Origin of the sequence: Streptococcus oralis (genome assembly GCF_006175905.1) — a bacterium.
Classification (GTDB): Bacteria; Bacillota; Bacilli; order Lactobacillales; family Streptococcaceae; genus Streptococcus; species Streptococcus oralis_BG.
Genome location: NZ_SSNB01000001.1, coordinates 305,971 through 329,084, shown reverse-complemented (window position 1 = coordinate 329,084; position 23,114 = coordinate 305,971). Strand labels below are relative to the sequence as shown.

Here is a 23,114-nt window from a genome sequence, read left to right as displayed (position 1 = left end):
AAATAGCTAGGCCTTATTTTTATGGTTTGATAACTTCAGTGCCACCCATATATGGACGAAGAGCTTCAGGGATGGTCACAGAGCCATCTTCATTTTGGTAGTTTTCAAGAATAGCAGCAACCGTACGTCCAACTGCAAGTCCAGAACCGTTCAAGGTGTGAAGGAGTTTCACCTTGCCATCGGCTTCATCACGGTAACGGATTTGGGCACGACGGGCTTGGAAATCTTCTGTATTTGAACAGCTTGAGATTTCACGATAGGTATTTTGGGCTGGAATCCAAACTTCCAAGTCGTAAGTTTTGGCAGCTGAGAAGCCCATATCTCCAGTTGAGAGAGCAACGACACGGTATGGAAGGTTGAGTTTTTGAAGAATGTTTTCAGCGTTAGCTGTCATTTTTTCCAATTCTTCGTAAGATTCTTCTGGTTTGGCAAATTTGACCATTTCAACCTTATGGAATTGGTGCAAACGAATCAAGCCACGTGTATCACGACCTGCAGAACCAGCCTCAGAACGGAATGATGGACTCATAGCGGTAAAGTAGATTGGTAGGTCTTTACCGTCAAGGATTTCATCACGGTAGTAGTTTGTAAGAGGCACTTCAGCTGTAGGAATGAGGACATAATTAGTGTCTTTCAATTCAAAAGTGTCTTCCTTAAATTTTGGATATTGACCAGTACCAAACATAGAATCATGGTTAACCATGTATGGTGTGATGACTTCTGTATAGCCTTCCTTGCCATGCTCATCCAACATAAAGTTGTAGATGGCACGTTCCAAACGAGCCCCGAGTCCTTTATAGAAGAGAAAACGAGCGCCCGTTACTTTTCCACCGCGTTCCCAGTCAAGGATACCAAGGTCTTCACCAAGATCCCAGTGAGCTTTTGGCTCGAAGTCAAATTCGCGTGGAGTACCCCAACGACGGACTTCCACATTGTCATCTTCATCAGCTCCAACAGGAACGCTGTCGGCAGGGATGTTTGGAAGAGTAGTGGTAAATTCTGTTAATTTAGCATCGATGTCCACCAACTCAGCATCCAAGGCTTTGACTTCAGCAGATAGGGTTTGCATCGCAGCAATCTTGTCATCAGCATTTTCCTTGTTGCGCTTGGCTTGGGCAATCTCAGCAGAAACAGTGTTACGCTCAGCCTTGAGAGTTTCAACCTTGACCAAGATGTCACGACGTTTAGCATCAATTTCTTTCATCTCATTTAAGATAGCAGCATCTACACCACGTGTAGCTAATTTTTCAGCGACAGCATCAAAATCTGTGCGAATACGTTTAATATCTAACATAAGAACTCCTTTATGAAAAAAGCACACCTGACAAAGCGTTGGAGTGGCAGGGCCACGGTTCCATCCAACTTCACAGGTGTGCACTTGATTGTGTATTTGATTGTGAATAACGGTAGAATTTCACCTATCCCTCCTATCTGCTCACAGCACCCGCAGACTTTCTGAAAGAAGAGGATAACCTACTTATCCGTTGCTATGATTATACTAAAGTTTCTACTTTTTTGCAAATAGATTTTTAAGTTTTTGTCCAATGGTCTGGAGTAGAGTCGGAAGTTTCACAACCTTGTCATTTCCTAATTTTTCCCGAGCGATTTTGAGGATAGCTCCAGAGCCTTTTGAAGCAAAGAGGAATTTTCCTTGATCAGTGAAGACTTCAAAGTGGCGGCTGATCTTGCGACCACTTACGTTAGCTCCGATTTGCTGAATGCTGGACCAGGGGATTTGGATATATTGTTCGACATTGACATCAGGATAAAACTCTAAGGCTTGATCCCCGACTAGAAATTTTCCAACCTTTCCAGAGATAGATAGGTAAGATGTTCCAGTGGTTTGGAGGTCAATGACTTTATTGAGAGATTGGGCCATGATTAGTCTTCCTTACTTTCATCGAAAAAGGCATGGTAGAGAGCCTTGATAGCGGCCTTTTCTTGCTCTTTATTGACAACAAACATGATGGAAACTTCACTTGAACCTTGGGACATCATCTGGATGTTGATTTTATTCTCAGACAAAGCCCGTGTTGCAGTAGCAGTTACCCCGATATGGCTCTTCATCTTTTCTCCGACGATCATAATGATGGAAAGGTCATGTTCGATTTCAGCGTGGTCCACTTCAGCTTTTTGAACGAGTTGACGTAGAATTTCTTCTTCTTTGATAGGAGTCAATTCACGGGAGCGGAGGATGATTGAAAGATCGTCGATACCTGTAGGCATGTGTTCCCAACCGATATTGAGGTCCTCAAGGATTTGAAGAACCTTGCGACCAAACCCGACTTCGCGGTTCATGAGGTATTTAGACATGTTGATGCTGACGAATCCTGAGTCACCCGCAATCCCTACTACTGGGAATTTATCACTACTGTGTTCTAAAACAATACGCGTACCTGGGTGGTCAGGGTTGTTGGTATTCTTGATGACAAGAGGAATTTTTCCGCGGTAAGCGGGTAGAAGAGCTTCGTCATGAAGAACTGAAAATCCAGCGTATGCCAACTCACGCATTTCTCGGTAGGTTAATTCAGGAATGGAGTGAGGTTGGTGGATAATACCAGGATGGGCAGCAAAGATACCATCTACGTCTGTAAAGTTCTCATAGAGATCAGCCTTAACACCTGCTGCAATGATAGAACCTGTGATATCTGAACCACCACGTGAAAAAGTACAGATTTGATTTTCCTTAGTCACACCAAAGAAACCAGGGATGACAAGAACTTCGTTGCTATCAGCCAAGCCTTCAATCTTGTCATAACTAGATGGAATGATGCGTGCGTTTCCTGGTTCACTTGTGACAACAATTCCAGCTTCTCTTGGGTGAACATAGCGTGCATCGATGCCGTTTTGGTTAAAGTAGGCTGCAATCAATTTGGCATTGTTATTTTCTCCAGCCGCTAGGAAGGTATCATAGAGAAATTCATTGTCCTCTATAGGAAGAGTTGTCAAGGCCCGAATACTTTTAGAGATTTTTTCTAAAACAGCAGGTTTTAACCCTAGTTCACTAACCATAGCGGCATAACGGTCAATGATCCAGCTTTGGCTAGCACTGATGTCATTTCCAGCCACATAGTCGCGATAGTATTTGATTAAGGCATCAGTTACCTTGGTATCTTCAGCATTGCGTTTACCGGGTGCAGAAACGACTACAAAACGGCGTTCTTTATCACTTTTAACGATGTTTAAAACTTTTTCTAACTGACCAGCAGAGGCAAGCGAGCTTCCGCCAAATTTTACAACCTTCATAAGGACTCCTCAAGTAAGTATTTTATACGATTATAGCAGAAAGAGAGGTATTTTTCAATGAAGAAAATATCTTCCTATTATAATAGAAGTAAATGTTAATTTATTCTGGGAATTGATAAATAGAAAAAGTAAGAAAGTCAATTTTCCTCAAATTCATAAACGAAGGTGAAATAATCAGCTGAGACACTTTCCTTTAGTTTTTCCTTGCCTCTTTATCCAAAAAAAGGTATACTTTGATGATAAAACAATTTCATTGCCTTATAAAAGAAAAGGAGAAGCTATGAATCATATCTTATATCAGATCGTAGATGATCTGGCTATCATTACTTTGAATCGTCCCGAAGTGGCAAATGGTTTCCATATCCCAATGTGTGAGGAAATTTTAGAAGCTTTGACTCTAGCGGAGCAGGATCAAGCTGTGCAGTTCATCTTGATTAATGCTAATGGGAAGGTCTTTTCAGTTGGGGGAGACTTGGTTGAGATGAAACGCGCAGTGGACGAAGATGATATCCCTTCTTTGAATAAGATTGCAGAGTTAGTCAATACAATTTCTTTTAAAATCAAGCAAATTCCTAAACCTGTTTTGATGGAGGTAGATGGAGCGGTTGCTGGTGCCGCGGCAAATATGGCAGTAGCAGTCGATTTTTGCTTGGCGACTGACAAGGCAAAATTTATCCAAGCCTTTGTCGGAGTGGGCTTGGCGCCAGACGCTGGTGGGATTCATCTCTTGAGTCGTAGTATCGGGGTAACACGGGCTGCACAACTTGCTATGACAGGTGAAGCCTTAACTGCTGAAAAAGCGCTAGAATGGGGCGTGGTATACCGTGTTTGTGAAGTTGACAAATTAGAAAAAACAAGAGAACAAGTTCTGAAAAAATTAAGAAGAGGTTCAGCAAACTCATACGCAGCGATTAAAAAGTTAGTTTGGGAAAGTCAATTCAAGGATTGGCAGAATTATGCTGAATTAGAATTGAAACTACAAGAATCGTTATCTCTAACTGAAGATTTTAAAGAAGGGGTTCGAGCACATTCTGAAAGAAGAAGACCGAAATTTACAGGAATGTAAAAAAATACTTGCACAATTTTTTGAAGTTTGTTATACTTCTTTTATCAAATGTTTTGATTGTAAAAGCTTTTTGAGGAGGAGGGAAAAAGTTTGGACTACCAACAAGTAAATGATTATCTAACATCTATTTTTAATAACGTCCTTGTGATCGAGGAGGTTAGCTTACGAGGTAGTCGATTCAAAGACATCTCCATCAAAGAAATGCACACGATCGATGTGATTGGGAAGTTCCCGGAGGCAACGCCAAGTAAGGTTTCAAAAGAACTGATGGTAACTCTTGGGACAGTGACAACGAGTTTGAATAACCTGGAGAGAAAAGGTTATATTGAGCGTATTCGTTCTGACCAAGACCGTCGAGTGGTCTATCTGCATTTGACAAAGAAAGGTCGTTTGGTTCACCGCCTTCATAAACGGTTCCACAAGGCTATGGTCGAAAAAATCATCGATGGCATGAGCCCTGAGGAAAAAGAAGTCATGGGCAGAGGCTTAACGAACCTTTATCAATTTTTGGAGGATTTGAAATAATGGCTTTTGCAAAGATAAGCCAGGTTGCTCATTATGTTCCAGAGCAAGTGGTCACTAATCATGACTTAGCCCAAATCATGGATACAAGCGATGAGTGGATTTCAAGTCGGACAGGAATTAAACAGAGACATATTTCAAAAACAGAGTCTACAAGTGACTTGGCAACAGAAGTAGCTAAGAGCTTGTTGGCTAAAGGGAGCTTAACAGCGGATCAGATTGATTTTATCATTGTAGCGACGATTACTCCAGACTCGATGATGCCTTCCACAGCAGCTCGAGTTCAGGCAAATATCGGAGCGCATAGAGCTTTCGCCTTTGATCTGACAGCAGCTTGTAGTGGCTTTGTATTTGCTCTCTCAACTGCAGAAAAGTTTTTAAGTTCTGGACAGTTCAAAAAAGGGATTGTTATCGGGGCTGAGACCTTATCTAAGGCAGTTGATTGGTCAGATCGTTCGACAGCTGTTCTCTTTGGGGATGGTGCTGGTGGGGTTCTCTTGGAAGCGAGCGAAATACGTCACTTCCTTGTGGAAAGTCTCTATACAGATGGCTCTCGGAGCGAGTGTTTGACCTATGGTCAAACGGCTTTGGCTTCTCCTTTCTCAGATCAAGAAGCAGTTCCTGCTTTTTTGAAGATGGATGGACGAGCAGTTTTTGATTTTGCAAATCGTGATGTTGCTAGATCGATCAAAGAAACCATTGAAAATGGTCCAATCGCAGCATCGGAATTGGATTATCTCTTGCTTCATCAGGCAAATATCCGCATTTTGGATAAGATGGCTAAGAAGATCGGCGTAGACCGAGACAAACTTCCTGCCAATATGATGGAGTATGGAAATACCAGTGCAGCAAGTATCCCGATTTTGCTCTCAGAGTGTGTGGAGAATGGCATGATTCGTTTAGATGGTAGCCAGACGATTCTCCTATCAGGCTTCGGTGGAGGTTTGACATGGGGCACACTCATTCTTACAATCTAGGTAATCATGTGGTAAACACATAGTTATAAATTTTTTATATTTTAAAGGAGTCCTATCATGGCAGTATTTGAAAAAGTACAAGAAATTATCGTTGAAGAACTTGGGAAAGACGCATCAGAAGTAACACTTGAATCTACTTTTGATGATTTGGATGCAGATTCATTGGACTTGTTCCAAGTAATCTCTGAAATCGAAGATGCTTTCGATATCCAAATCGAAGCAGAAGATAACTTGAAAACAGTTGGTGACTTGGTTGCCTACGTTGAAGAGCAAACAAAATAATTAACATATTACTAGAAGGAGTAGGGGAAACCCACTCCCTCTTGTTTAGGTAATAGTTTGAAAATCAAACGATAAACTCATCGAACTATTACGTAAGCAAGGAATGATGGAGGCACTATGAAAACACGTATTACAGAATTATTGAACATTGATTATCCTATTTTTCAAGGAGGAATGGCCTGGGTTGCGGATGGTGACTTGGCTGGTGCAGTATCAAAAGCTGGTGGTCTAGGGATCATCGGTGGTGGGAATGCACCTAAAGAGGTCGTAAAGGCTAATATCGATAAAATCAAATCACTTACGGACAAACCTTTTGGTGTTAACATCATGCTCTTGTCACCTTTTGTAGAAGACATCGTTGATCTCGTGATTGAAGAAGGGGTCAAGGTGGTGACAACTGGTGCAGGAAATCCAAGTAAATACATGACTCGTTTCCATGATGCAGGAATTACAGTTATTCCTGTTGTTCCAAGTGTTGCTTTGGCAAAACGCATGGAAAAAATTGGTGCAGATGCAGTTATTGCAGAGGGGATGGAAGCCGGTGGACATATTGGTAAATTAACAACGATGACCTTGGTTCGCCAAGTTGCTGCAGCTGTTTCAATTCCAGTTATCGCAGCTGGAGGAATTGCGGACGGTGAAGGTGTCGCTGCAGGCTTTATGCTTGGTGCTGAGGCTGTTCAAGTTGGTACGCGTTTCGTAGTAGCTAAGGAATCTAACGCCCATCCAAAATACAAGGAAAAAATCTTAAAAGCGCGTGATATCGATACGACTATTTCAGCTCAGCACTTTGGACATGCTGTTCGTGCCATTAAAAATCAGTTGACACGTGACTTTGAGCAGGCTGAAAAAGATGCCTTTAAACAAGAAAATCCGGATTTAGAAATCTTTGAACAAATGGGAGCTGGTGCTCTTGCTAAAGCCGTTGTTCATGGAGATGTAGAAGGTGGATCTGTCATGGCAGGTCAGATCGCTGGTTTGGTTTCTAAAGAGGAAACTGTCGAAGAAATCCTAAAAGATTTATACTATGGCGCAGCCAAAAAAATTCAAGAAGAAGCCTCTCGTTGGGCAGGAGTTGTAAGAAATGACTAAAACAGCCTTTCTATTTGCGGGTCAAGGTGCTCAGTATCTAGGAATGGGGCGTGATCTCTATGATCGCTATCCTATCGTCAAGGAAACAATTGACCAAGCCAGTCAGGTTTTGGGTTATGACCTTCGTGACTTGATTGATAAGGAAGAAACCAAGTTAAACCAGACTCGTTATACGCAGCCAGCTATTTTAGCGACTTCGGTTGCTATTTACCGACTATTGAAAGAAAAGGGCTACCAGCCAGATATGGTAGCAGGATTGTCTCTTGGGGAATATTCTGCTCTTGTAGCAAGTGGGGCCTTGGACTTTGAGGATGCAGTTGCCTTGGTTGCTAAGCGCGGTGCTTATATGGAAGAGGCTGCACCTGCAGGCTCTGGGAAGATGGTTGCGGTTCTCAATACTCCAGTTGAAGTGATTGAGGAAGCTTGTGAAACAGCCTCTAAAGTTGGAGTAGTGACTCCAGCTAACTACAACACCCCAAGCCAAATCGTTATCGGTGGCGAGGTGGCTGCGGTTGACCGCGCAGTTGAACTCTTGCAGGAAGCAGGAGCTAAACGATTGATTCCTTTAAATGTATCTGGTCCTTTCCATACAGCCCTTCTTGAGCCAGCCAGTCAGCAACTAGCTGGAGCTCTTGAGGGAGTGAGTTTCTCTGATTTTACTTGCCCACTAGTCGGCAATACGGAAGCTGCTGTTATGGAAAAAGATCGAATCCAAGAGCTTTTGACGCGTCAGGTCAAAGAACCTGTTCGTTTTTATGAAAGTATTGCTGTGATGCAGGATGCTGGGGTAACCAACTTTATTGAAATTGGTCCTGGTAAGGTCCTATCAGGCTTTGTCAAAAAAATCGATAAAACAGCTCAGCTAGCTAACGTTGAAGACCAAGCAAGCTTGGATGCTTTGTTAGGAAACTAATGATCCCTTCTCCCACAAAATACAACAGGAAACAGGAGAGATAGAATGCAACTTACAAACAAAAATGTCTTTGTAACAGGTTCAAGTCGTGGTATCGGACTTGCCATTGCTCACAAATTTGCCCAACTAGGCGCTAATGTAGTTTTGAATAGTCGAGGAGCAATCTCAGAAGAATTGCTGGCTGAGTTTTCAAACTACGGCGTCAAAGTAGTACCGATATCAGGTGATGTTTCAGACTTTGCAGATGCCAAGCGTATGGTAGATCAAGCGATTGCGGAACTCGGTTCTGTCGATGTCTTGGTCAACAATGCTGGGATCACTCAAGATACGCTTATGCTCAAGATGACCGAAGAAGACTTTGAAAAAGTGATTAAAATCAACTTGACAGGTACCTTCAACATGACGCAAGCAGTCTTGAAACAGATGATCAAGGCACGTGAAGGTGCGATTATCAACATGTCGAGTGTGGTCGGTTTGATGGGAAATATCGGACAAGCCAACTATGCAGCTTCTAAAGCAGGTTTGATTGGTTTTACCAAGTCAGTTGCACGTGAAGTTGCCAATCGCAACGTACGCGTAAATGCTCTTGCACCAGGGATGATCGAGTCAGATATGACTGCTGTTTTGTCTGATAAGGTCAAGGAAGCGACATTGGCCCAAATCCCAATGAAACATTTCGGTCAAGCAGAACATATCGCAGATGCTACAGTGTTCCTGGCTGGACAGGATTATTTGACTGGACAAGTTCTCGCTGTTGATGGCGGACTTAGCATGTAAAAAATAAGGAAAGATATAGGTAAGACAGATGAAACTAAATCGAGTTGTAGTAACAGGTTACGGATTGACCTCTCCTATCGGAAATACTCCAGAAGAATTTTGGAACAGTTTGCAAACTGGGAAGATTGGAATTGGAGAAATCACTAAGTTTGACCACAGCGAATTTGCTGTGCACAATGCGGCAGAAGTTCAAGATTTCCCATTTGATAAATACTTTGTCAAAAAAGATACCAACCGTTTTGACAACTATTCTTTGTATGCCTTGTATGCGGCTCAAGAAGCGGTGACAAATGCAAATCTTGATGTAGAAGCAATCGATAAAGATCGCTTTGGTGTCATCGTGGCTTCTGGTATTGGGGGAATTAAAGAAATCGAAGATCAGGTTATCCGTCTTCATGAAAAAGGTCCAAAACGCGTTAAACCAATGACACTTCCAAAAGCCTTGCCAAATATGGCTTCAGGAAATGTTGCCATGCGTTTCGGAGCAAACGGTATCTGTAAATCAATCAATACAGCCTGTGCCTCATCAAATGATGCCATTGGGGATGCCTTCCGTTCTATCAAGTTTGGTTTCCAAGATGTCATGTTAGTTGGTGGATCAGAATCATCTATCACTCCTTTTGCTATCGCTGGTTTCCAAGCATTGACTGCCCTATCAACTACAGAGGATCCAACTCGTGCTTCTATCCCATTTGACAAAGACCGTAATGGTTTTGTGATGGGAGAAGGTTCAGGGATGTTGGTTCTTGAAAGCCTTGAACATGCTGAAAAACGTGGTGCAACTATCTTGGCTGAAGTAGTTGGTTATGGTAATACCTGTGATGCTTACCATATGACTTCACCTCATCCAGAAGGTCAAGGTGCGATTAAGGCTATGAAGTTGGCTTTGGAAGAAGCAGAAATTTCTCCAGAGCAAGTGGCTTATGTTAATGCCCACGGAACTTCAACTCCTGCTAATGAAAAAGGAGAAAGTGGTGCGATCGTAGCTGTCCTTGGTAAAGAAGTCCCTGTATCTTCAACCAAGTCCTTTACAGGACACTTGCTTGGTGCTGCAGGGGCCGTAGAAGCAATCGCTACTATTGAAGCCATGCGTCATAACTATGTACCAATGACAGCTGGAACAAGTGAGTTATCAGACTATATCGAAGCGAATGTCGTTTATGGACAAGGCTTGGAGCAAGAAATCCCTTATGCTATTTCAAATACCTTTGGTTTTGGTGGACACAATGCGGTTCTTGCTTTCAAACGTTGGGAGAATAAATAATTATGAATTTAAATGAAATCAAGGACTTGATGGCTCAATTTGACCAATCAAGTTTGAGAGAATTTTCTTATAAAAATGGAACGGACGAATTGCAGTTCAGTAAGAATGAAGTAAGAATGGCTTCTGAAACACCAGCTGCAGTGGCTCCTAGTCCAGTAGTTTCGGCCCCTTTAACTCCAGTAGAGAGTGCAGTGGAAGAAGCTCCAGCACCAGCTGAAACGACGGTTGCTCCGGAGGGTGATGTCGTTGAAAGTCCACTTGTAGGGGTGGCTTACTTGGCCGCTGGACCAGATAAACCTGCCTTTGTCACAGTTGGAGACAGTGTTAAAAAAGGTCAGACTTTGGTGATCATTGAAGCCATGAAGGTCATGAATGAAATTCCTGCACCTAAGGATGGTGTGGTGACAGAAATTCTCGTTTCAAATGAAGAAATGGTTGAGTTCGGTAAAGGATTGGTACGTATCAAATGATCGATATTCAAGGAATCAAAGAAGCTCTACCCCATCGCTACCCCATGCTCCTAGTGGATCGTGTCTTGGAAGTGAGCGAAGATACCATTGTTGCCATTAAAAATGTGACCATCAACGAACCTTTCTTCAATGGTCATTTTCCACAATACCCAGTCATGCCAGGTGTTCTTATCATGGAAGCCTTGGCTCAGACTGCTGGTGTCTTGGAATTGTCCAAACCTGAAAACAAAGGGAAGCTGGTCTTCTATGCTGGCATGGACAAGGTTAAGTTCAAGAAGCAAGTTGTACCAGGTGACCAATTAGTTATGACGGCTACTTTTGTTAAACGTCGTGGTACGATTGCTGTGGTTGAAGCAAAGGCTGAAGTAGATGGTAAGCTTGCAGCGAGTGGTACTCTTACCTTTGCAATTGGAAACTAAGGAGGATCTCCATGTTTCGTAAAATTTTGATTGCCAACCGTGGTGAGATTGCGGTTCGCATTATTCGAGCTGCGCGTGAATTGGGCATTGCGACCGTGGCAGTTTATTCAACTGCTGATAAGGAAGCCCTTCACACACTCCTAGCGGATGAAGCTATCTGTATCGGACCTGGTAAGGCGACAGAATCTTATCTCAATATCAATGCAATTTTGTCTGCTGCAGTCTTGACAGAAGCAGAAGCCATCCATCCAGGTTTTGGATTTCTTAGTGAAAACTCCAAATTTGCCACGATGTGTGATGAAGTAGGGATTAAGTTCATCGGCCCTTCTGGTGCTGTGATGGATACCATGGGAGATAAGATCAATGCGCGTGAGCAAATGATCAAGGCTGGGGTTCCAGTTATTCCAGGATCTGATGGTGAAGTTCACACGGCTGAAGAGGCGCTTGCAGTTGCAGAAAAAATTGGCTATCCAGTCATGCTTAAGGCATCGGCAGGTGGTGGTGGAAAAGGGATTCGTAAGGTTGAAAAGGCAGAAGACTTGGTCGCAGCCTTTGAGACAGCATCCAGTGAAGCTAAGGCCAATTTTGGAAATGGCGCTATGTATCTTGAGCGTGTGATTTATCCAGCTCGTCATATCGAAGTTCAGATTCTTGCAGATCAAGAGGGTCATGTTGTCCATCTTGGTGAACGGGATTGTTCACTCCAACGGAATAACCAAAAGGTCTTAGAAGAAAGCCCATCCATTGCGATTGGCAAAACCCTTCGTAATGAAATTGGTGCTGCAGCCGTTCGTGCAGCAGAGTCTGTAGGCTATGAAAATGCAGGGACGATTGAATTTCTTCTCGATGAAGCGAGTGGCAATTTCTACTTCATGGAAATGAATACTCGTGTGCAAGTTGAACACCCAGTCACAGAGTTTGTTTCAGGTGTTGATATCGTGAAGGAGCAGATTCGCATTGCTGCCGGGCAACCTTTACCTTTCAAACAAGAAGATATCGTCCTACGAGGTCATGCTATCGAGTGCCGGATCAATGCAGAAAATCCAGCATTTAACTTTGCTCCAAGCCCAGGTAAAATTACCAATCTCTATCTTCCAAGTGGAGGAGTTGGATTGCGTGTAGACTCTGCAGTCTATCCAGGGTATACCATTCCCCCCTACTATGATAGTATGATTGCCAAAATCATTGTTCATGGGGAGAATCGTTTTGATGCCTTAATGAAGATGCAACGGGCACTTTATGAACTTGATATTGAAGGAGTGCAAACCAATGCAGACTTCCAGTTGGATCTGATTTCAGACCGCCGAGTTATCGCTGGTGACTACGATACTTCCTTCTTGATGGAAACTTTCTTGCCAAAATACCAAGAAAAAGAATAGACTTTCAAATAGTATGAGAACTAAAAGGGGGAGTTATGGCTCTATTTAGTAAAAAGGATAAGTATATTCGGATCAATCCTAACCGTTCCGTAAGGCAGAAACCACAAGCCAAGCCTGAGGTGCCGGATGAACTCTTCTCCCAGTGTCCTGGTTGTAAACACACCATTTACCAAAAGGATCTTGGGAGCGAACGAATTTGTCCCCATTGTAGCTATACTTTCCGTATTTCAGCTCAGGAACGCTTGGATTTGACGATTGATTCTGACACCTTTGTGGAGATGTTTACGGGTATTGAAACTCAAGATCCATTAAACTTTCCTGGCTACCAGAAAAAACTAGCTAGTATGCGTGAAAAGACAGGTTTGGATGAAGCAGTACTGACTGGTACAGCTAGCATCAAGGGACAAAAAGTTGCCCTTGGGATCATGGATTCAAACTTTATCATGGCTTCTATGGGAACCGTTGTGGGTGAAAAAATCACGCGCTTGTTTGAGTATGCAACGGTAGAAAACTTGCCAGTCGTTCTCTTCACAGCTTCTGGTGGAGCCCGTATGCAAGAAGGAATCATGAGCTTGATGCAGATGGCTAAGATTTCTGCGGCAGTTCAACGTCATTCCAAGGCAGGACTTTTTTACCTAACTATTTTAACCGATCCGACAACAGGTGGGGTGACCGCTTCTTTTGCTATGGAAGGGGATATTATCCTAGCGGAGCCACAGAGTTTGGTTGGTTTTGCTGGACGTCGTGTTATCGAAAATACAGTTCGTGAGACCTTGCCGTATGACTTCCAAAAGGCAGAATTTCTGCTTGAACATGGATTTGTTGATGCAATTGTCAAACGGAGAGAATTGCCTGAAACAATTGCTAAATTAGTAAGATTGCATGGAGGAAGTCGCGGATGAATATTGCAAAAATAGTCAGAGAGGCACGCGAGCAGAGTCGTTTGACCGCACTTGATTTTGCCAATGGAATCTTTGACGAGTTTATCGAATTGCATGGAGATCGCTCTTTTCGTGATGATGGTGCGGTCATCGGTGGAATTGGTTGGTTAGGTGACCAAGCAGTAACTGTAGTTGGTATCCAAAAGGGAAAAAGTCTTCATGATAACCTCAAACGAAATTTTGGGCAACCTCATCCAGAAGGCTATCGTAAGGCCTTGCGCCTGATGAAACAGGCAGAAAAGTTTGGCCGTCCAGTTGTGACTTTTATCAATACGGCGGGTGCTTACCCAGGTGTTGGTGCCGAGGAACGTGGACAAGGTGAAGCAATTGCCCGAAACCTGATGGAAATGAGTGACCTCAAGGTTCCAATCATTGCGATTATTATCGGTGAAGGAGGATCTGGTGGGGCCCTAGCTCTAGCCGTAGCTAACCGTGTCTGGATGTTAGAAAACTCAATCTATGCCGTACTCAGTCCAGAAGGATTTGCCTCTATCCTTTGGAAGGATGGAAGTCGTGCTATGGAAGCAGCGGAGTTGATGAAAATCACTTCACATGAACTTCTAGAAATGGGAATCGTAGACAAGGTGATCTCAGAAGCAGGTCTCTCCAGTAAGGAACTGCTAGGATGCGTTAAAAATGAATTGCGTGCAGAACTAGATAGATTGCAAGAACTACCACTCGACCAACTTATCAAAGAACGTTACCAACGCTTTAGAAAATACTAAGAAAACTTAAAAGCTAGAACAATTTGTTCTAGCTATTTTGATAATAGAGCATGGATAAACATGAATACTCTAGATAAATAAGAAAAACAATCAATGGTCTATCCTCTATATTGCCCTAATAGAGAGTTTACCATTAGGAGAGAAAGAATGAAAAAGACAATACATTTAGGAATCTGTATGATTTTAATGTTCCTGTACATTTATTTAACGCCATTAGGGGCTATAACTCTAGCTAGAACCTTTGGTTTAGGAATGGACAGCTATATAATCTTCCTAGTTGGAGAAGTGTTGCTTATTTTCTTTTTATTCGTTTTGTGGTTGAAAAAGAAGAAGATGCTCTTTATCTTCGACAAAAAGGGTTGTCGCTGGTCTTATCTCGCTTTCTTAGTGGCTTGTTTCCTTATCTATTCTTTTTTAAATGGATTTAGAATGCAGAATATTCGATTGATTGACCATAGCTTTATTTTCCAAGACCTTCTTTCAGAACTTTACTTAAACGGGAGAGAAACGACTCTATCAAGTCTTATATTTTTAATCTTTAACATTTCGATTGTACCTGTTGTTGAGGAGACAATCTATAGGGGTTATTTTATGAATACCTTCTTTCCGAAGTCGGAGTTTTATTTGGATGTGATCTTGTCTTCTTTCATCTTCGGGCTCAGTCACTTAGTTCTATCTCATCGTGACCCCATCAGTCTCATCATTTATAGTATTCTTGGTCTTCTATTTGCAGTTGTTTATCGAGTTACGGGTAGTCTTCGGTTTACCATTGTTTGTCATAGTTTCTATAATGCAATTCCCTATGCTCCGTCGATCTTATTCTATATCTATTATTTGATTTTTAGATAGTAGGAGACAAAGAAAAAAGTGTTTGATATTTGTCAAACACTTTTTCTAATTTAATGGGAAGATAGAGAAATCTCTTTTATCAATTTCTTATTTCTCAATGAGTAAAGCTACCATTTAGGGTGAAAAATTGACAGTTGAGGAGATGGACTATAAAATAGACAAAAAAGATGTATACTGTAGATGTAAGCTTACAAAAATTTATTTTAAGGAGCTACTTGATATGACAGGTACAGAAACATTCACAGTTCTTTCAATGGAGGACTTAGAACAAGTTTCAGGTGGTGGCATGATTTGGTTGGTTGATGATTATTATTGGAGTTGGCCTTATGCTTACAGCATTGCAACTGATTCGAGTACAATACGTACTAGAATGACTGGTTATGGTAACGGAATTATACCTTAATATTCTAATAATTTAAAGGGGTAAGTATGAAAAAACTAGGGCATTTGGGAGTCTATACATCACTGGTATTTCTATCGGTTTATCTACCAGAGTTAGGGATCATGCATTTAACTAAGTTTTTAGGATGGGGGATAGATGGCTATTCTATCTTTTTAACAGTTGAAGTAACAGCTCTTTTGCTATTATTTATCTACTGGCTCCAAAAGAAAGAGATGCTCTATATTTTTGAAAAAAAGGGTTCAAAGAAGTCAAGATTCTTTTACCTTGTAGTTGGTCTAGTGGCTACTTATTTTGATCGTCAATTGGTGGATGCTTTTCAGTTACAGTTTCATCACCTAATTGATAACAAGTATATCTTTCAAGACATTCTTTCGATTCTATACTCCAATGGGCAACCAACTTTTCTATCAACTGTTCTCAGTTTTAGTTTAACAGTAATCGTCGGACCTATATTAGAGGAACTGATTTATAGAGGGTACTTTATGAATACCTTCTTTCCCCAATCCAAGTACTATCTGGATGTTATCCTATCTGCTCTTATCTTTGGACTTAGTCATTTGATCCTAACTCACCGAGATCCTATCAGTTTGATTATTTATAGTTTAGGCGGTCTTTTCTATGCCCTTGTCTACCGTTGGACAAAGAACTTAAAAATTACCATCCTGTGCCATAGTTTTTTCAACTTTCTCATTTATGCAAAACCCATCTGGATTTTTGTTTATAATTATGTCTATTACCACTTTTTTAGATAGTGGAAGGCAAAGAAAAAAGTGTTTGATATCTATCAAACACTTTTTCTTTTTACTGTTCTTCTGTTACAAACTGGCTGAGCAGTCCGTTGATAAAACGGGCAGATTTTTGATCTGAGAAGTCCTTTGCAAGCTCGATAGCTTCGTTAACAGCAACCAGCTGAGGGGTATCAAATGAAGTGATTTCAAAGACTCCCAAGCGAAGGAGGTTTCTCTCCACGAGTGTTAAACGCTCGATGGTCCAACCTGCTTTTAAATGCTGTGTGATTTGCTTGTCTAGTTCTTCCTTTTTAGCTTGAACACCAGAAACTAGCTCTGTCAAAAAGGCTGGAAGTTGCACATCCGTATCTTCACGATCATGAGTATAGGCGAAACGACAAGCAGTTTCGACATCCGTACCGAATTCAAGGCTCATGAGAGCTTGAAAAGCACATTTACGGAGTTGGCGTCTAGATTCTAATAGTGGACTAGTCATTGAGGAAGTCCTCGTCAAATAGATCTTTCAATTCAGGTTTTGGTGTTTTGTCTGGAACGATACCTGCAACGTGGATATTGATAGCAGATAGTTCTACATCAGCCATGTTGCGGACAGCATCTTTGACAGCTTTTTGGATAGCAACAGCTACCTTAGGAACTTTTACTCCGTACTCAAGGTAGAGATAGATATCAGCTGTGAGTACTTCGTCCACGTTTTTAAGATAAACGCCGCGGCCGAGTGAAAGTTTTGAAAGGGTATCAGATACTGATTTGTTTGAAAAAGAGTGAACACCCTCTACTTTTGCAGTAGCAATAGCAATGATTTTTTCAAGTACACGTGGGGCGATAACGATTTCGCCAAGTTGTTCTTCAATTCCCATAGAATGACCTCTTTCTAGAGATTAGGCACGAGAAACGTAAGTTCCTTCTGCAGTGTTGATAACGAGTTTTTGTCCTGCTTCGATGAAGTCTGGAACGTTTACGACAAGTCCAGTTTCCATCGTTGCTGGTTTACCAGAACCTGTAACAGTAGCACCTTTGATAGATGGTTGAGTTTCTGCAACTGTCAATTCAACAGTAGTAGGAACGGTAACACCGATCACTTCAGTTCCGTAGAATTGGATCTTCACATCTGAGTTTTCAAGGATGTAAAGTAATTCGTTTTCAACGTTGACTACAGGAATTTCGTATTGGTCGTAAGTTTCTGTATTCATGAAGTAGGCTGTGTCATCCATTTTGTACAAGTATTGAGCTGGGACAGTCTCGATGATGGCTTGTTCAAATTTTTCCTCTGGACGGTAGCTTGTGTCAAATGTAGAACCAGTACGGACATCGCGCAATTTCATACGCATGATGGTATTTCCTTTACCTGGTTTGTGGTGGCTAGCTTCCAAAACGCGGATCAATTTTCCGTCAGCTGTTTCAAAGGTCATACCAGCCTTTAATTTACTTGCTTCAATCATGTTTTTACCTCTTTAATAAAATAATTTACTCTTTATTGTACCATAAAAGACGACATTACTCAAATGTCAGAAGGAGCTTGATTAGTTGACTGGTACGATATTTCCATCTTCGTCTTTAGTAACGAGGACGTATTTTCCATCGACTTCGATGTAAAAATTCTTGCTGGCAGTTTGCCCAGTGTTTTGAGCCGGTGCTTGCGTTTGGGCTTGTTGACTAAGTTGACCACCTAGAGTTTGGCCAAGATTCATACCCATAAACATGTTCATCCCATTGCCATTCCCTTCGTTGGTAGCTGCAGCAATAAGCGCTTCGTTACGAGCACGGCGTTCTTCGATTTCAATCGTGTTGTACTTCATTGCCACGAGCTCACTATCAAGCTTGCGAACGATATCAAGACTTTCTTGGTCGTAGCTGAGGTCTTCAAGCAAGATATTAGTTGCTTCAATTCCGTAGAGACCTGTCCAAACCTTGTTGACTTCTTGTTTAGCAAGTTCGTTAAAGGTATCTTGATTAGCATTGAGGCTATAGATATCAACCTTGTTTTCGTTGGTGTATTTGGCAATGGCAATCGCGATTTTCGGTGCAATATTTTGACGGAGCGTTCCTTGAGCAACATCCTGAAGAGTGAATGGCTGTCCGTCAGTAATTTGACGGCTAACAGAACTCACGTAGAAGAGGACTGGGTCTGCGATTTTTACATCAAACAAGCCATAGAAACGGATGTTGAGCAGTTGTTGGTATCGTTCACTGAAATATTCTACCGCATTTTGTGTGCCGAACTTATTGCCCGCAATGGGTTGCATGCGGATAAAGATGATTTCCTGTTGGGTGATGACTTGTCCACCAAAAGAGAAACGGTTTTTAAAGTTTTCCCAAGTGCCTTTTAAACCACCTTTTTCAAGGAGCCAGGCATTATCACCAGCTTGCCATTCGTGGCTACCAGCTTCAAGGACCTCACCAAGAAAGGTACCGTTGTTTACCAAAACAGCAGTATAACCTTGAGGAACGATAACCACACTGCCGTCCGACAAGAGGCCTGTATTTTGATTGCTGTGACGAGAACGTCCATCTGGGTCTTTTGTGAGTAATTGACCTTTGACGGCCAAGGCGTCGCCAGAGACATTATCTGGAAGGACAATGGCTTCCTTGAATTTACTATCATTAAAACTATTTAAGCCTGCTGATAAGGCTGCACGTATAAATCCCATAATTCCTCCTAATTATATAGTTCGTCTTCATCCACAACATCGTAGGTATCCAGTACCCATTGGTTTGGACTGCGAGAGAGATTGGCACCACAGTAGTCGCACTCGCTAACTGCAGAGATTTTCAATGGGGCGCCACAGTTTGGACAGTGGTCGCTCACAACTTCGTCTGGATTGACTGCTTGCGTTTGGCTACCGTGTTGACGGATAAAGTTCAATTGATACACGGTGAAGAGATCTTTTTTAGGGTCTCCTTCAAGGACACGGCGAGTCTCATCGTCAATGACATAGTCCCGCAAGATAGATGACAAAATCACCACTAAGGTATCGTTTCCGTCAGGATTTTCAATGAACTCCTTGATGCGAACATTTTCGATACAAACTTTCTCTAAAACATTAGTTGTTTTAGCACGAATATGGTCTTCGAGTTGGGTACTGTGTTGAGAGTAGAGACTGGTACTTTCTAAAGCTCGGACAGAGTTCCAATTCTTCTCAGTCCAGGCAACCTGCAATTTAAGGTAGACTTCCTTAACCCAAGATGTGAAAGCTTCCGCGTCAAAGTTTGGATCTCCGTATTTCACACGACTAATGGCCAGTGTGTTGTGTTCAACTCGACGATGGAGCGTTTGATAATCATTACTAGTGTAGGTTGAACTCGAATCTCCAGACTTATTCTGCAAGGATTTGACGATAACAACTAGTATGATTCCTCCAACTAATATGAACATAAATCCTAGATAGGGAGAGCTAGCAGAACTGTCAGAGGATGATCCATATCCAGAGCGGTAGTAGTGGTAGGATGAGCCACCAGAACGACTTCCACCTCCACTTGAGCGGCTGCTACTTCTGGAGCTACTGCGGCTGCTCCCTCCACTTCTGGAATGTCCGACACCCGCATCAACGATTTGAGGCACGGATAGAAAAACAAGTAATAAACAGGTCATTAAAAGAGCATAAAACTTTTTCATGTGTCTCCTAACTATATGATTGAAAAGGTAGCTGTCTAGACGACTACTGGGTGACTACTAGCGAATTACTCACTTTCTTTCAACTTCGTCAATTCTTGTGCAAGCAGTTTAAGAGCAACTTGTGGGTTGGCTTGTCCTTTGGTTGCCTTCATAAGGAATCCTGTGAAGGCCTTGTCTGCGTTGCGTTTACCTGATTTGAAGTCGGCAACAGCAGCTTCGTTATCAGCAAAGACTTGGTGGATGATTGGGATCAAGACATCTGGATCAGAGATTTGCACCAAGCCTGCTTTTTCCACGTATTCACGCGCGCCACCGCCATTTTTAGCCAGGTGGACAAAGACCTTCTTGGCAATCTTAGAAGAGATAGTACCATCTTCGATGATGGAAATCATTTCTACCAAGTTTTCTGGTGTCAATTCGATTTGTTCTAGTGTTTTACCTTCGGCGTTCAAGAACTGAGCAACTTCGCCTTGGAGCCAGTTAGAGACTTGTTTGGCATCGCCACCGAGGGCAACAGCTTTTTCAAAGAAGTCAGAAGTGACTTTGTTTGCCGTCAACTGGCTAGCATCGTAGTCTGACAAGCCAAGATCAGATACATAGCGAGCACGGCGTTCCTTTGGAAACTCTGGCAGTTCAGTACGCATTTCTTCGATCCACTCATCAGAGATTTCAAAGAGGGGTAGGTCTGGTTCTGGGAAGTAGCGGTAGTCTGCAGCGCCTTCTTTGACACGCATGAGGATGGTTGCTTTGTTAGCTTCGTCATAACGGCGTGTTTCTTGGCGGATTTGACCACCTGAGCGAAGGATTTCAGCTTGACGTTGGACTTCGTATTCGAGACCCTTGCGAACGTTTGAGAAGGAGTTGAGGTTTTTCAACTCAGTCTTGGTACCGAATTTTTCTTGACCATAAGGACGAAGAGAAATGTTGGCATCCACACGCATAGAACCTTCTTCCATCTTAACGTCAGAAATGCCAGCGTACTGGATGACTTCCTTGAGGGCTGTCAGATAAGCGTAGGCTTCTTCTGGGGAACGCATGTCGGCTTCAGATACAATCTCAATCAAGGGCACCCCTTGGCGGTTGAGGTCAACATAAGAGTAGCCATCTGTACCGTGGGTGTTTTTACCAGCATCTTCCTCTAGGTGAGCGCGTTCGATACCGATTTTCTTGGTTGTACCATCTTCTAGCTCCACTTCAATCCAGCCGTTATAACCGATTGGCTCATCAAACTGAGAAATTTGGTAGGCTTTGGGATTGTCGGGATAGAAGTAGTTCTTGCGGTCAAAGTGCATCTTTTTGTGGATGTCCATGTTGAGAGCAAGAGCTGCCTTGATACCGGCATCGACAACCCCTTTATTGAGAACGGGTAGAACGCCTGGGAAGGACCAGTCAATCACGTTAGTGTTGGCATTTTGGTCATTTCCAAAGTGGGCAGAAGTAGGTGAGAAGATTTTTGAATTGGTGTTGAGCTCTACGTGGACTTCAAGTCCAATGACTGTTTCAAAGTTCATTAGTTGTCACCTCCAAAAATCACGGGTTGTTGTTTGTGGTAGTCTGTTGTTGCTTCAAAAGCAGCAGCAGCTTGGTAAATGGTTTCCTCAGAGTACTTAGGACCGATCAATTGGAGACCGACTGGTAGACCTTGAGAGAATCCAGCAGGAATTGAAATTCCTGGGAGACCTGCTAAGTTGACTGGGATGGTCAAAAGGTCAGCCAAGTACATGGCAACTGGGTCGTGGTTGAGGGAGTCCAAATCATAGGCAACGCTTGGAGCAGTTGGTCCCAAAATCAAGTCGTAATCCGCAAAGACTTTTTCGAAATCTTGGATGATGAGGGTACGGACCTGACCAGCTTTCTTATAGTAGGCATCATAGTAACCTGATGAAAGGCTGAAAGTACCTAGCATGATACGGCGTTTAACCTCTTCACCAAAACCTTGACTACGGCTGTTTACATAGATTTCATCAAGGTTGCTTGCATCTTCTGCGCGGTAGCCGTAACGGATACCGTCAAAGCGTTGCAAGTTTGATGAGGCTTCTGATGAAGCGATAATGTAGTAAACGGCAACACCGTATTTTGAGTGAGGAAGGCTGACTTCTTCGACGATAGCGCCAAGTTTCTCAAAGTGTTTGGCTGCACTCAGAATGGTTTCCTTAACTTCTGGGACAATTCCTTCACCGAGGTATTCCTTAGGCAAAGCAATTTTCATTCCCTTGATATCTTGACCGATTTTTGAAGTAAAGTCAGCAATGCGAACAGGGGCAGAAGTAGAGTCTTTGGCATCTTCGCTGGCAATAGCGTTGAGTAAGAGAGCATTTTCCTTAACAGTTGGTGCAAAAGGTCCGATTTGGTCTAGCGAGCTACCGAAGGCAATGAGACCGAAACGAGAAACTGTTCCGTAGGTTGGTTTGAGACCAACGATCCCGTTGAAGGCAGCAGGTTGGCGGATAGAACCACCCGTATCAGAACCAAGTGACAAGCGGACTTGACCTGAGGCTACAGCTGCGGCAGAACCGCTTGATGAACCACCAGGAACCTTGCTGTGGTCCCAAGCATTTTTTGTTGCGCCGTAGTAGGAAGTCTCACCGGATCCACCCATGGCAAACTCGTCCATGTTGGTTTTTCCGACAACAATCATGCCTTTAGCTTTGGCATTGGCAACGGCTGTCGCATCAAAGATAGGCTCGTAGTTGTAGAGCATTTTTGAGGCAGCAGTTGTGAGGATGCCGTCAGTAGAAATATTATCCTTAACAGCCAGTGGAATTCCTGAAAGGACATTATCCGCGTCAATTCCAGCTTCATCAATGGCTTTAGCTTGAGCAAGGGCTTGTTCTTCAGCGATAGTGACAAAAGCATTGATAGCTTTCTCGCGAGACTTGATATCTTCAAGCGTGGCTTGGGTCAATTCAGTAGCTGAAATCTCCTTAGATACAAGGAGGTTGTGCAAGTCTTCAATCGTTTTGTTATTAAAAGTCATTAGGCATCTCCTCCATCATCTAGGATAGCTGGTACCTTGATATAGTAGTTTTCTTTTTCAGGTACGTTTTTAAACAAGCGGTCACGGTCTGTTCCTTCTTCGGCCACATCAGGGCGGAGTACGGTCTTGCGGTCAGCCATGGTCGTAGTAGGTGCGACACCAGTTGTGTCGACTTCGCCCAGCAATTCAACCATGTCAACAATTTTAGACAAGGTTGTCGCAAAGGCAGCAGTTTCTTCTTCAGAGAATCTTAATTTTGAAAGATTGGCAACGTGTGTTACCTCTTCTTGCGTAATTTTCATCTTGCTTCCTTTCGTGAAATGATGATTTTTAGTCTGTTCTATTTTACCATATTTTCCTATAAATAAGGGAGCCAAACTGAAAAGAAATAGAAATTGAAAAATCGTTTTTAATTCGCTATAATGGTTAAATTAGAGAATAGAAAAAATA

At 42.5% G+C, this 23,114-nt stretch carries 27 protein-coding genes; 16 read left to right on the top strand and 11 right to left on the bottom strand.

Annotated features, from left to right (window positions below):
• Window positions 1-19 precede the first annotated feature (19 nt).
• From serS to E7Y33_RS01615, 3 genes are all read right to left on the bottom strand, one after another.
• Window positions 20-1,294 (bottom strand): serine--tRNA ligase, encoded by a 1,275-nt coding sequence (gene serS / locus E7Y33_RS01625; RefSeq protein ID WP_139689462.1) that lies wholly within the window; start codon window positions 1,292-1,294, stop codon window positions 20-22.
• A 213-nt stretch (window positions 1,295-1,507) separates the two neighbouring features.
• Complete coding sequence (locus E7Y33_RS01620; protein ID WP_139689461.1) at window positions 1,508-1,879, bottom strand: DUF956 family protein; 372 nt, start codon at window positions 1,877-1,879, stop codon at window positions 1,508-1,510.
• A 2-nt stretch (window positions 1,880-1,881) separates the two neighbouring features.
• Window positions 1,882-3,246 (bottom strand): aspartate kinase, encoded by a 1,365-nt coding sequence (locus E7Y33_RS01615; protein ID WP_139689460.1) that lies wholly within the window; start codon window positions 3,244-3,246, stop codon window positions 1,882-1,884.
• Window positions 3,247-3,526: 280 nt separating this feature from the next.
• Between E7Y33_RS01615 and E7Y33_RS01610 the strand changes: the two genes are divergently transcribed.
• The 16 genes from E7Y33_RS01610 (at window position 3,527) to E7Y33_RS01535 (ending at window position 16,077) form a co-directional block, all read left to right on the top strand.
• Entirely contained in the window at window positions 3,527-4,312 is a 786-nt protein-coding gene (locus E7Y33_RS01610) for an enoyl-CoA hydratase (RefSeq protein WP_001015588.1), read from the top strand.
• Window positions 4,313-4,402: 90 nt separating this feature from the next.
• The gene (gene fabT, locus E7Y33_RS01605) at window positions 4,403-4,837 is read left to right on the top strand and encodes a fatty acid biosynthesis transcriptional regulator FabT (protein ID WP_000386335.1); all 435 of its coding nucleotides are present in this window, start codon (window positions 4,403-4,405) and stop codon (window positions 4,835-4,837) included.
• Window positions 4,837-5,811, top strand: coding sequence for a beta-ketoacyl-ACP synthase III (locus tag E7Y33_RS01600; RefSeq protein WP_042902827.1), 975 nt, complete (start codon window positions 4,837-4,839; stop codon window positions 5,809-5,811). Before fabT ends, E7Y33_RS01600 begins: the two co-directional genes overlap by 1 nt.
• 57 nt (window positions 5,812-5,868) lie before the next feature.
• Entirely contained in the window at window positions 5,869-6,093 is a 225-nt protein-coding gene (locus tag E7Y33_RS01595) for an acyl carrier protein (RefSeq protein ID WP_000257840.1), read from the top strand.
• A gap of 117 nt (window positions 6,094-6,210) precedes the next feature.
• Complete coding sequence (fabK, locus tag E7Y33_RS01590) at window positions 6,211-7,185, top strand: enoyl-[acyl-carrier-protein] reductase FabK (protein ID WP_000857452.1); 975 nt, start codon at window positions 6,211-6,213, stop codon at window positions 7,183-7,185.
• Window positions 7,178-8,098 carry an ACP S-malonyltransferase gene (gene fabD / locus E7Y33_RS01585; RefSeq protein ID WP_044021288.1) on the top strand — a complete coding sequence of 307 codons (921 nt, stop codon included), beginning with the start codon at window positions 7,178-7,180 and terminating at the stop codon, window positions 8,096-8,098. Before fabK ends, fabD begins: the two co-directional genes overlap by 8 nt.
• A 45-nt stretch (window positions 8,099-8,143) precedes the next feature.
• The gene (gene fabG, locus E7Y33_RS01580; protein ID WP_001177614.1) at window positions 8,144-8,875 is read left to right on the top strand and encodes a 3-oxoacyl-[acyl-carrier-protein] reductase; all 732 of its coding nucleotides are present in this window, start codon (window positions 8,144-8,146) and stop codon (window positions 8,873-8,875) included.
• A 28-nt stretch (window positions 8,876-8,903) separates the two neighbouring features.
• Window positions 8,904-10,139: a beta-ketoacyl-ACP synthase II gene (fabF, locus tag E7Y33_RS01575; RefSeq protein WP_000774052.1), complete on the top strand. Its 1,236-nt coding sequence runs from the start codon at window positions 8,904-8,906 to the stop codon at window positions 10,137-10,139.
• A 2-nt stretch (window positions 10,140-10,141) separates the two neighbouring features.
• A complete protein-coding gene (gene accB / locus E7Y33_RS01570) occupies window positions 10,142-10,609 on the top strand; it encodes an acetyl-CoA carboxylase biotin carboxyl carrier protein (RefSeq protein ID WP_070567215.1) in 468 nt (155 codons plus the stop codon).
• Entirely contained in the window at window positions 10,606-11,028 is a 423-nt protein-coding gene (fabZ, locus tag E7Y33_RS01565; protein WP_000565515.1) for a 3-hydroxyacyl-ACP dehydratase FabZ, read from the top strand. Before accB ends, fabZ begins: the two co-directional genes overlap by 4 nt.
• An 11-nt stretch (window positions 11,029-11,039) precedes the next feature.
• Window positions 11,040-12,407 (top strand): acetyl-CoA carboxylase biotin carboxylase subunit, encoded by a 1,368-nt coding sequence (accC, locus tag E7Y33_RS01560; RefSeq protein WP_000488665.1) that lies wholly within the window; start codon window positions 11,040-11,042, stop codon window positions 12,405-12,407.
• 35 nt (window positions 12,408-12,442) lie between these two features.
• Entirely contained in the window at window positions 12,443-13,309 is an 867-nt protein-coding gene (gene accD / locus E7Y33_RS01555; protein ID WP_139689459.1) for an acetyl-CoA carboxylase, carboxyltransferase subunit beta, read from the top strand.
• On the top strand, window positions 13,306-14,073 hold the full coding sequence (locus tag E7Y33_RS01550) for an acetyl-CoA carboxylase carboxyl transferase subunit alpha (protein ID WP_125413460.1): 768 nt from the start codon (window positions 13,306-13,308) through the stop codon (window positions 14,071-14,073). Before accD ends, E7Y33_RS01550 begins: the two co-directional genes overlap by 4 nt.
• 147 nt (window positions 14,074-14,220) lie before the next feature.
• Window positions 14,221-14,922, top strand: coding sequence for a CPBP family intramembrane glutamic endopeptidase (locus tag E7Y33_RS01545; protein WP_139689458.1), 702 nt, complete (start codon window positions 14,221-14,223; stop codon window positions 14,920-14,922).
• A 220-nt stretch (window positions 14,923-15,142) separates the two neighbouring features.
• Window positions 15,143-15,325, top strand: coding sequence for a hypothetical protein (locus E7Y33_RS01540; RefSeq protein ID WP_070657793.1), 183 nt, complete (start codon window positions 15,143-15,145; stop codon window positions 15,323-15,325).
• Window positions 15,326-15,351: 26 nt separating this feature from the next.
• Entirely contained in the window at window positions 15,352-16,077 is a 726-nt protein-coding gene (locus E7Y33_RS01535) for a CPBP family intramembrane glutamic endopeptidase (protein ID WP_101800205.1), read from the top strand.
• Window positions 16,078-16,126: 49 nt separating this feature from the next.
• On the opposite strand, the gene nusB is transcribed toward E7Y33_RS01535, so the two are convergent.
• From nusB to gatC, 8 genes are all read right to left on the bottom strand, one after another.
• Complete coding sequence (gene nusB / locus E7Y33_RS01530; protein ID WP_000203659.1) at window positions 16,127-16,549, bottom strand: transcription antitermination factor NusB; 423 nt, start codon at window positions 16,547-16,549, stop codon at window positions 16,127-16,129.
• On the bottom strand, window positions 16,542-16,931 hold the full coding sequence (locus E7Y33_RS01525; RefSeq protein ID WP_139689457.1) for an Asp23/Gls24 family envelope stress response protein: 390 nt from the start codon (window positions 16,929-16,931) through the stop codon (window positions 16,542-16,544). The genes nusB and E7Y33_RS01525 overlap by 8 nt, the downstream gene beginning before the upstream one ends.
• A gap of 21 nt (window positions 16,932-16,952) precedes the next feature.
• A complete protein-coding gene (gene efp, locus E7Y33_RS01520; protein ID WP_000568640.1) occupies window positions 16,953-17,513 on the bottom strand; it encodes an elongation factor P in 561 nt (186 codons plus the stop codon).
• Window positions 17,514-17,594: 81 nt separating this feature from the next.
• Window positions 17,595-18,722, bottom strand: coding sequence for an SPFH domain-containing protein (locus E7Y33_RS01515; RefSeq protein WP_139689456.1), 1,128 nt, complete (start codon window positions 18,720-18,722; stop codon window positions 17,595-17,597).
• An 8-nt stretch (window positions 18,723-18,730) separates the two neighbouring features.
• On the bottom strand, window positions 18,731-19,687 hold the full coding sequence (locus E7Y33_RS01510) for a zinc-ribbon domain-containing transport protein (RefSeq protein ID WP_139689455.1): 957 nt from the start codon (window positions 19,685-19,687) through the stop codon (window positions 18,731-18,733).
• A 65-nt stretch (window positions 19,688-19,752) separates the two neighbouring features.
• Entirely contained in the window at window positions 19,753-21,198 is a 1,446-nt protein-coding gene (gene gatB / locus E7Y33_RS01505) for an Asp-tRNA(Asn)/Glu-tRNA(Gln) amidotransferase subunit GatB (RefSeq protein ID WP_139689454.1), read from the bottom strand.
• Window positions 21,198-22,664 carry an Asp-tRNA(Asn)/Glu-tRNA(Gln) amidotransferase subunit GatA gene (gene gatA / locus E7Y33_RS01500; RefSeq protein ID WP_139689453.1) on the bottom strand — a complete coding sequence of 489 codons (1,467 nt, stop codon included), beginning with the start codon at window positions 22,662-22,664 and terminating at the stop codon, window positions 21,198-21,200. Before gatA ends, gatB begins: the two co-directional genes overlap by 1 nt.
• Window positions 22,664-22,966 (bottom strand): Asp-tRNA(Asn)/Glu-tRNA(Gln) amidotransferase subunit GatC, encoded by a 303-nt coding sequence (gatC, locus tag E7Y33_RS01495; RefSeq protein WP_000705420.1) that lies wholly within the window; start codon window positions 22,964-22,966, stop codon window positions 22,664-22,666. Before gatC ends, gatA begins: the two co-directional genes overlap by 1 nt.
• Window positions 22,967-23,114 lie beyond the last annotated feature (148 nt).

Bases quoted from the DNA above. Each gene is read 5' to 3' on its own strand.
- serS (WP_139689462.1), bottom strand. From the start codon at position 1,294: ATGTTAGATATTAAACGTATTCGCACAGATTTTGATGCTGTCGCTGAA.
- fabD (WP_044021288.1), top strand. From the start codon at position 7,178: ATGACTAAAACAGCCTTTCTATTTGCGGGTCAAGGTGCTCAGTATCTA.
- gatA (WP_139689453.1), bottom strand. From the start codon at position 22,664: ATGACTTTTAATAACAAAACGATTGAAGACTTGCACAACCTCCTTGTA.
- fabG (WP_001177614.1), top strand. From the start codon at position 8,144: ATGCAACTTACAAACAAAAATGTCTTTGTAACAGGTTCAAGTCGTGGT.
- nusB (WP_000203659.1), bottom strand. From the start codon at position 16,549: ATGACTAGTCCACTATTAGAATCTAGACGCCAACTCCGTAAATGTGCT.
- E7Y33_RS01615 (WP_139689460.1), bottom strand. From the start codon at position 3,246: ATGAAGGTTGTAAAATTTGGCGGAAGCTCGCTTGCCTCTGCTGGTCAG.
- E7Y33_RS01515 (WP_139689456.1), bottom strand. From the start codon at position 18,722: ATGGGATTTATACGTGCAGCCTTATCAGCAGGCTTAAATAGTTTTAAT.
- gatC (WP_000705420.1), bottom strand. From the start codon at position 22,966: ATGAAAATTACGCAAGAAGAGGTAACACACGTTGCCAATCTTTCAAAA.
- E7Y33_RS01610 (WP_001015588.1), top strand. From the start codon at position 3,527: ATGAATCATATCTTATATCAGATCGTAGATGATCTGGCTATCATTACT.
- fabK (WP_000857452.1), top strand. From the start codon at position 6,211: ATGAAAACACGTATTACAGAATTATTGAACATTGATTATCCTATTTTT.
- accD (WP_139689459.1), top strand. From the start codon at position 12,443: ATGGCTCTATTTAGTAAAAAGGATAAGTATATTCGGATCAATCCTAAC.
- accC (WP_000488665.1), top strand. From the start codon at position 11,040: ATGTTTCGTAAAATTTTGATTGCCAACCGTGGTGAGATTGCGGTTCGC.
- efp (WP_000568640.1), bottom strand. From the start codon at position 17,513: ATGATTGAAGCAAGTAAATTAAAGGCTGGTATGACCTTTGAAACAGCT.
- E7Y33_RS01620 (WP_139689461.1), bottom strand. From the start codon at position 1,879: ATGGCCCAATCTCTCAATAAAGTCATTGACCTCCAAACCACTGGAACA.
- E7Y33_RS01595 (WP_000257840.1), top strand. From the start codon at position 5,869: ATGGCAGTATTTGAAAAAGTACAAGAAATTATCGTTGAAGAACTTGGG.
- accB (WP_070567215.1), top strand. From the start codon at position 10,142: ATGAATTTAAATGAAATCAAGGACTTGATGGCTCAATTTGACCAATCA.
- gatB (WP_139689454.1), bottom strand. From the start codon at position 21,198: ATGAACTTTGAAACAGTCATTGGACTTGAAGTCCACGTAGAGCTCAAC.
- E7Y33_RS01540 (WP_070657793.1), top strand. From the start codon at position 15,143: ATGACAGGTACAGAAACATTCACAGTTCTTTCAATGGAGGACTTAGAA.
- E7Y33_RS01525 (WP_139689457.1), bottom strand. From the start codon at position 16,931: ATGGGAATTGAAGAACAACTTGGCGAAATCGTTATCGCCCCACGTGTA.
- fabZ (WP_000565515.1), top strand. From the start codon at position 10,606: ATGATCGATATTCAAGGAATCAAAGAAGCTCTACCCCATCGCTACCCC.
- E7Y33_RS01510 (WP_139689455.1), bottom strand. From the start codon at position 19,687: ATGAAAAAGTTTTATGCTCTTTTAATGACCTGTTTATTACTTGTTTTT.
- E7Y33_RS01550 (WP_125413460.1), top strand. From the start codon at position 13,306: ATGAATATTGCAAAAATAGTCAGAGAGGCACGCGAGCAGAGTCGTTTG.
- E7Y33_RS01535 (WP_101800205.1), top strand. From the start codon at position 15,352: ATGAAAAAACTAGGGCATTTGGGAGTCTATACATCACTGGTATTTCTA.
- fabF (WP_000774052.1), top strand. From the start codon at position 8,904: ATGAAACTAAATCGAGTTGTAGTAACAGGTTACGGATTGACCTCTCCT.
- E7Y33_RS01600 (WP_042902827.1), top strand. From the start codon at position 4,837: ATGGCTTTTGCAAAGATAAGCCAGGTTGCTCATTATGTTCCAGAGCAA.
- E7Y33_RS01545 (WP_139689458.1), top strand. From the start codon at position 14,221: ATGAAAAAGACAATACATTTAGGAATCTGTATGATTTTAATGTTCCTG.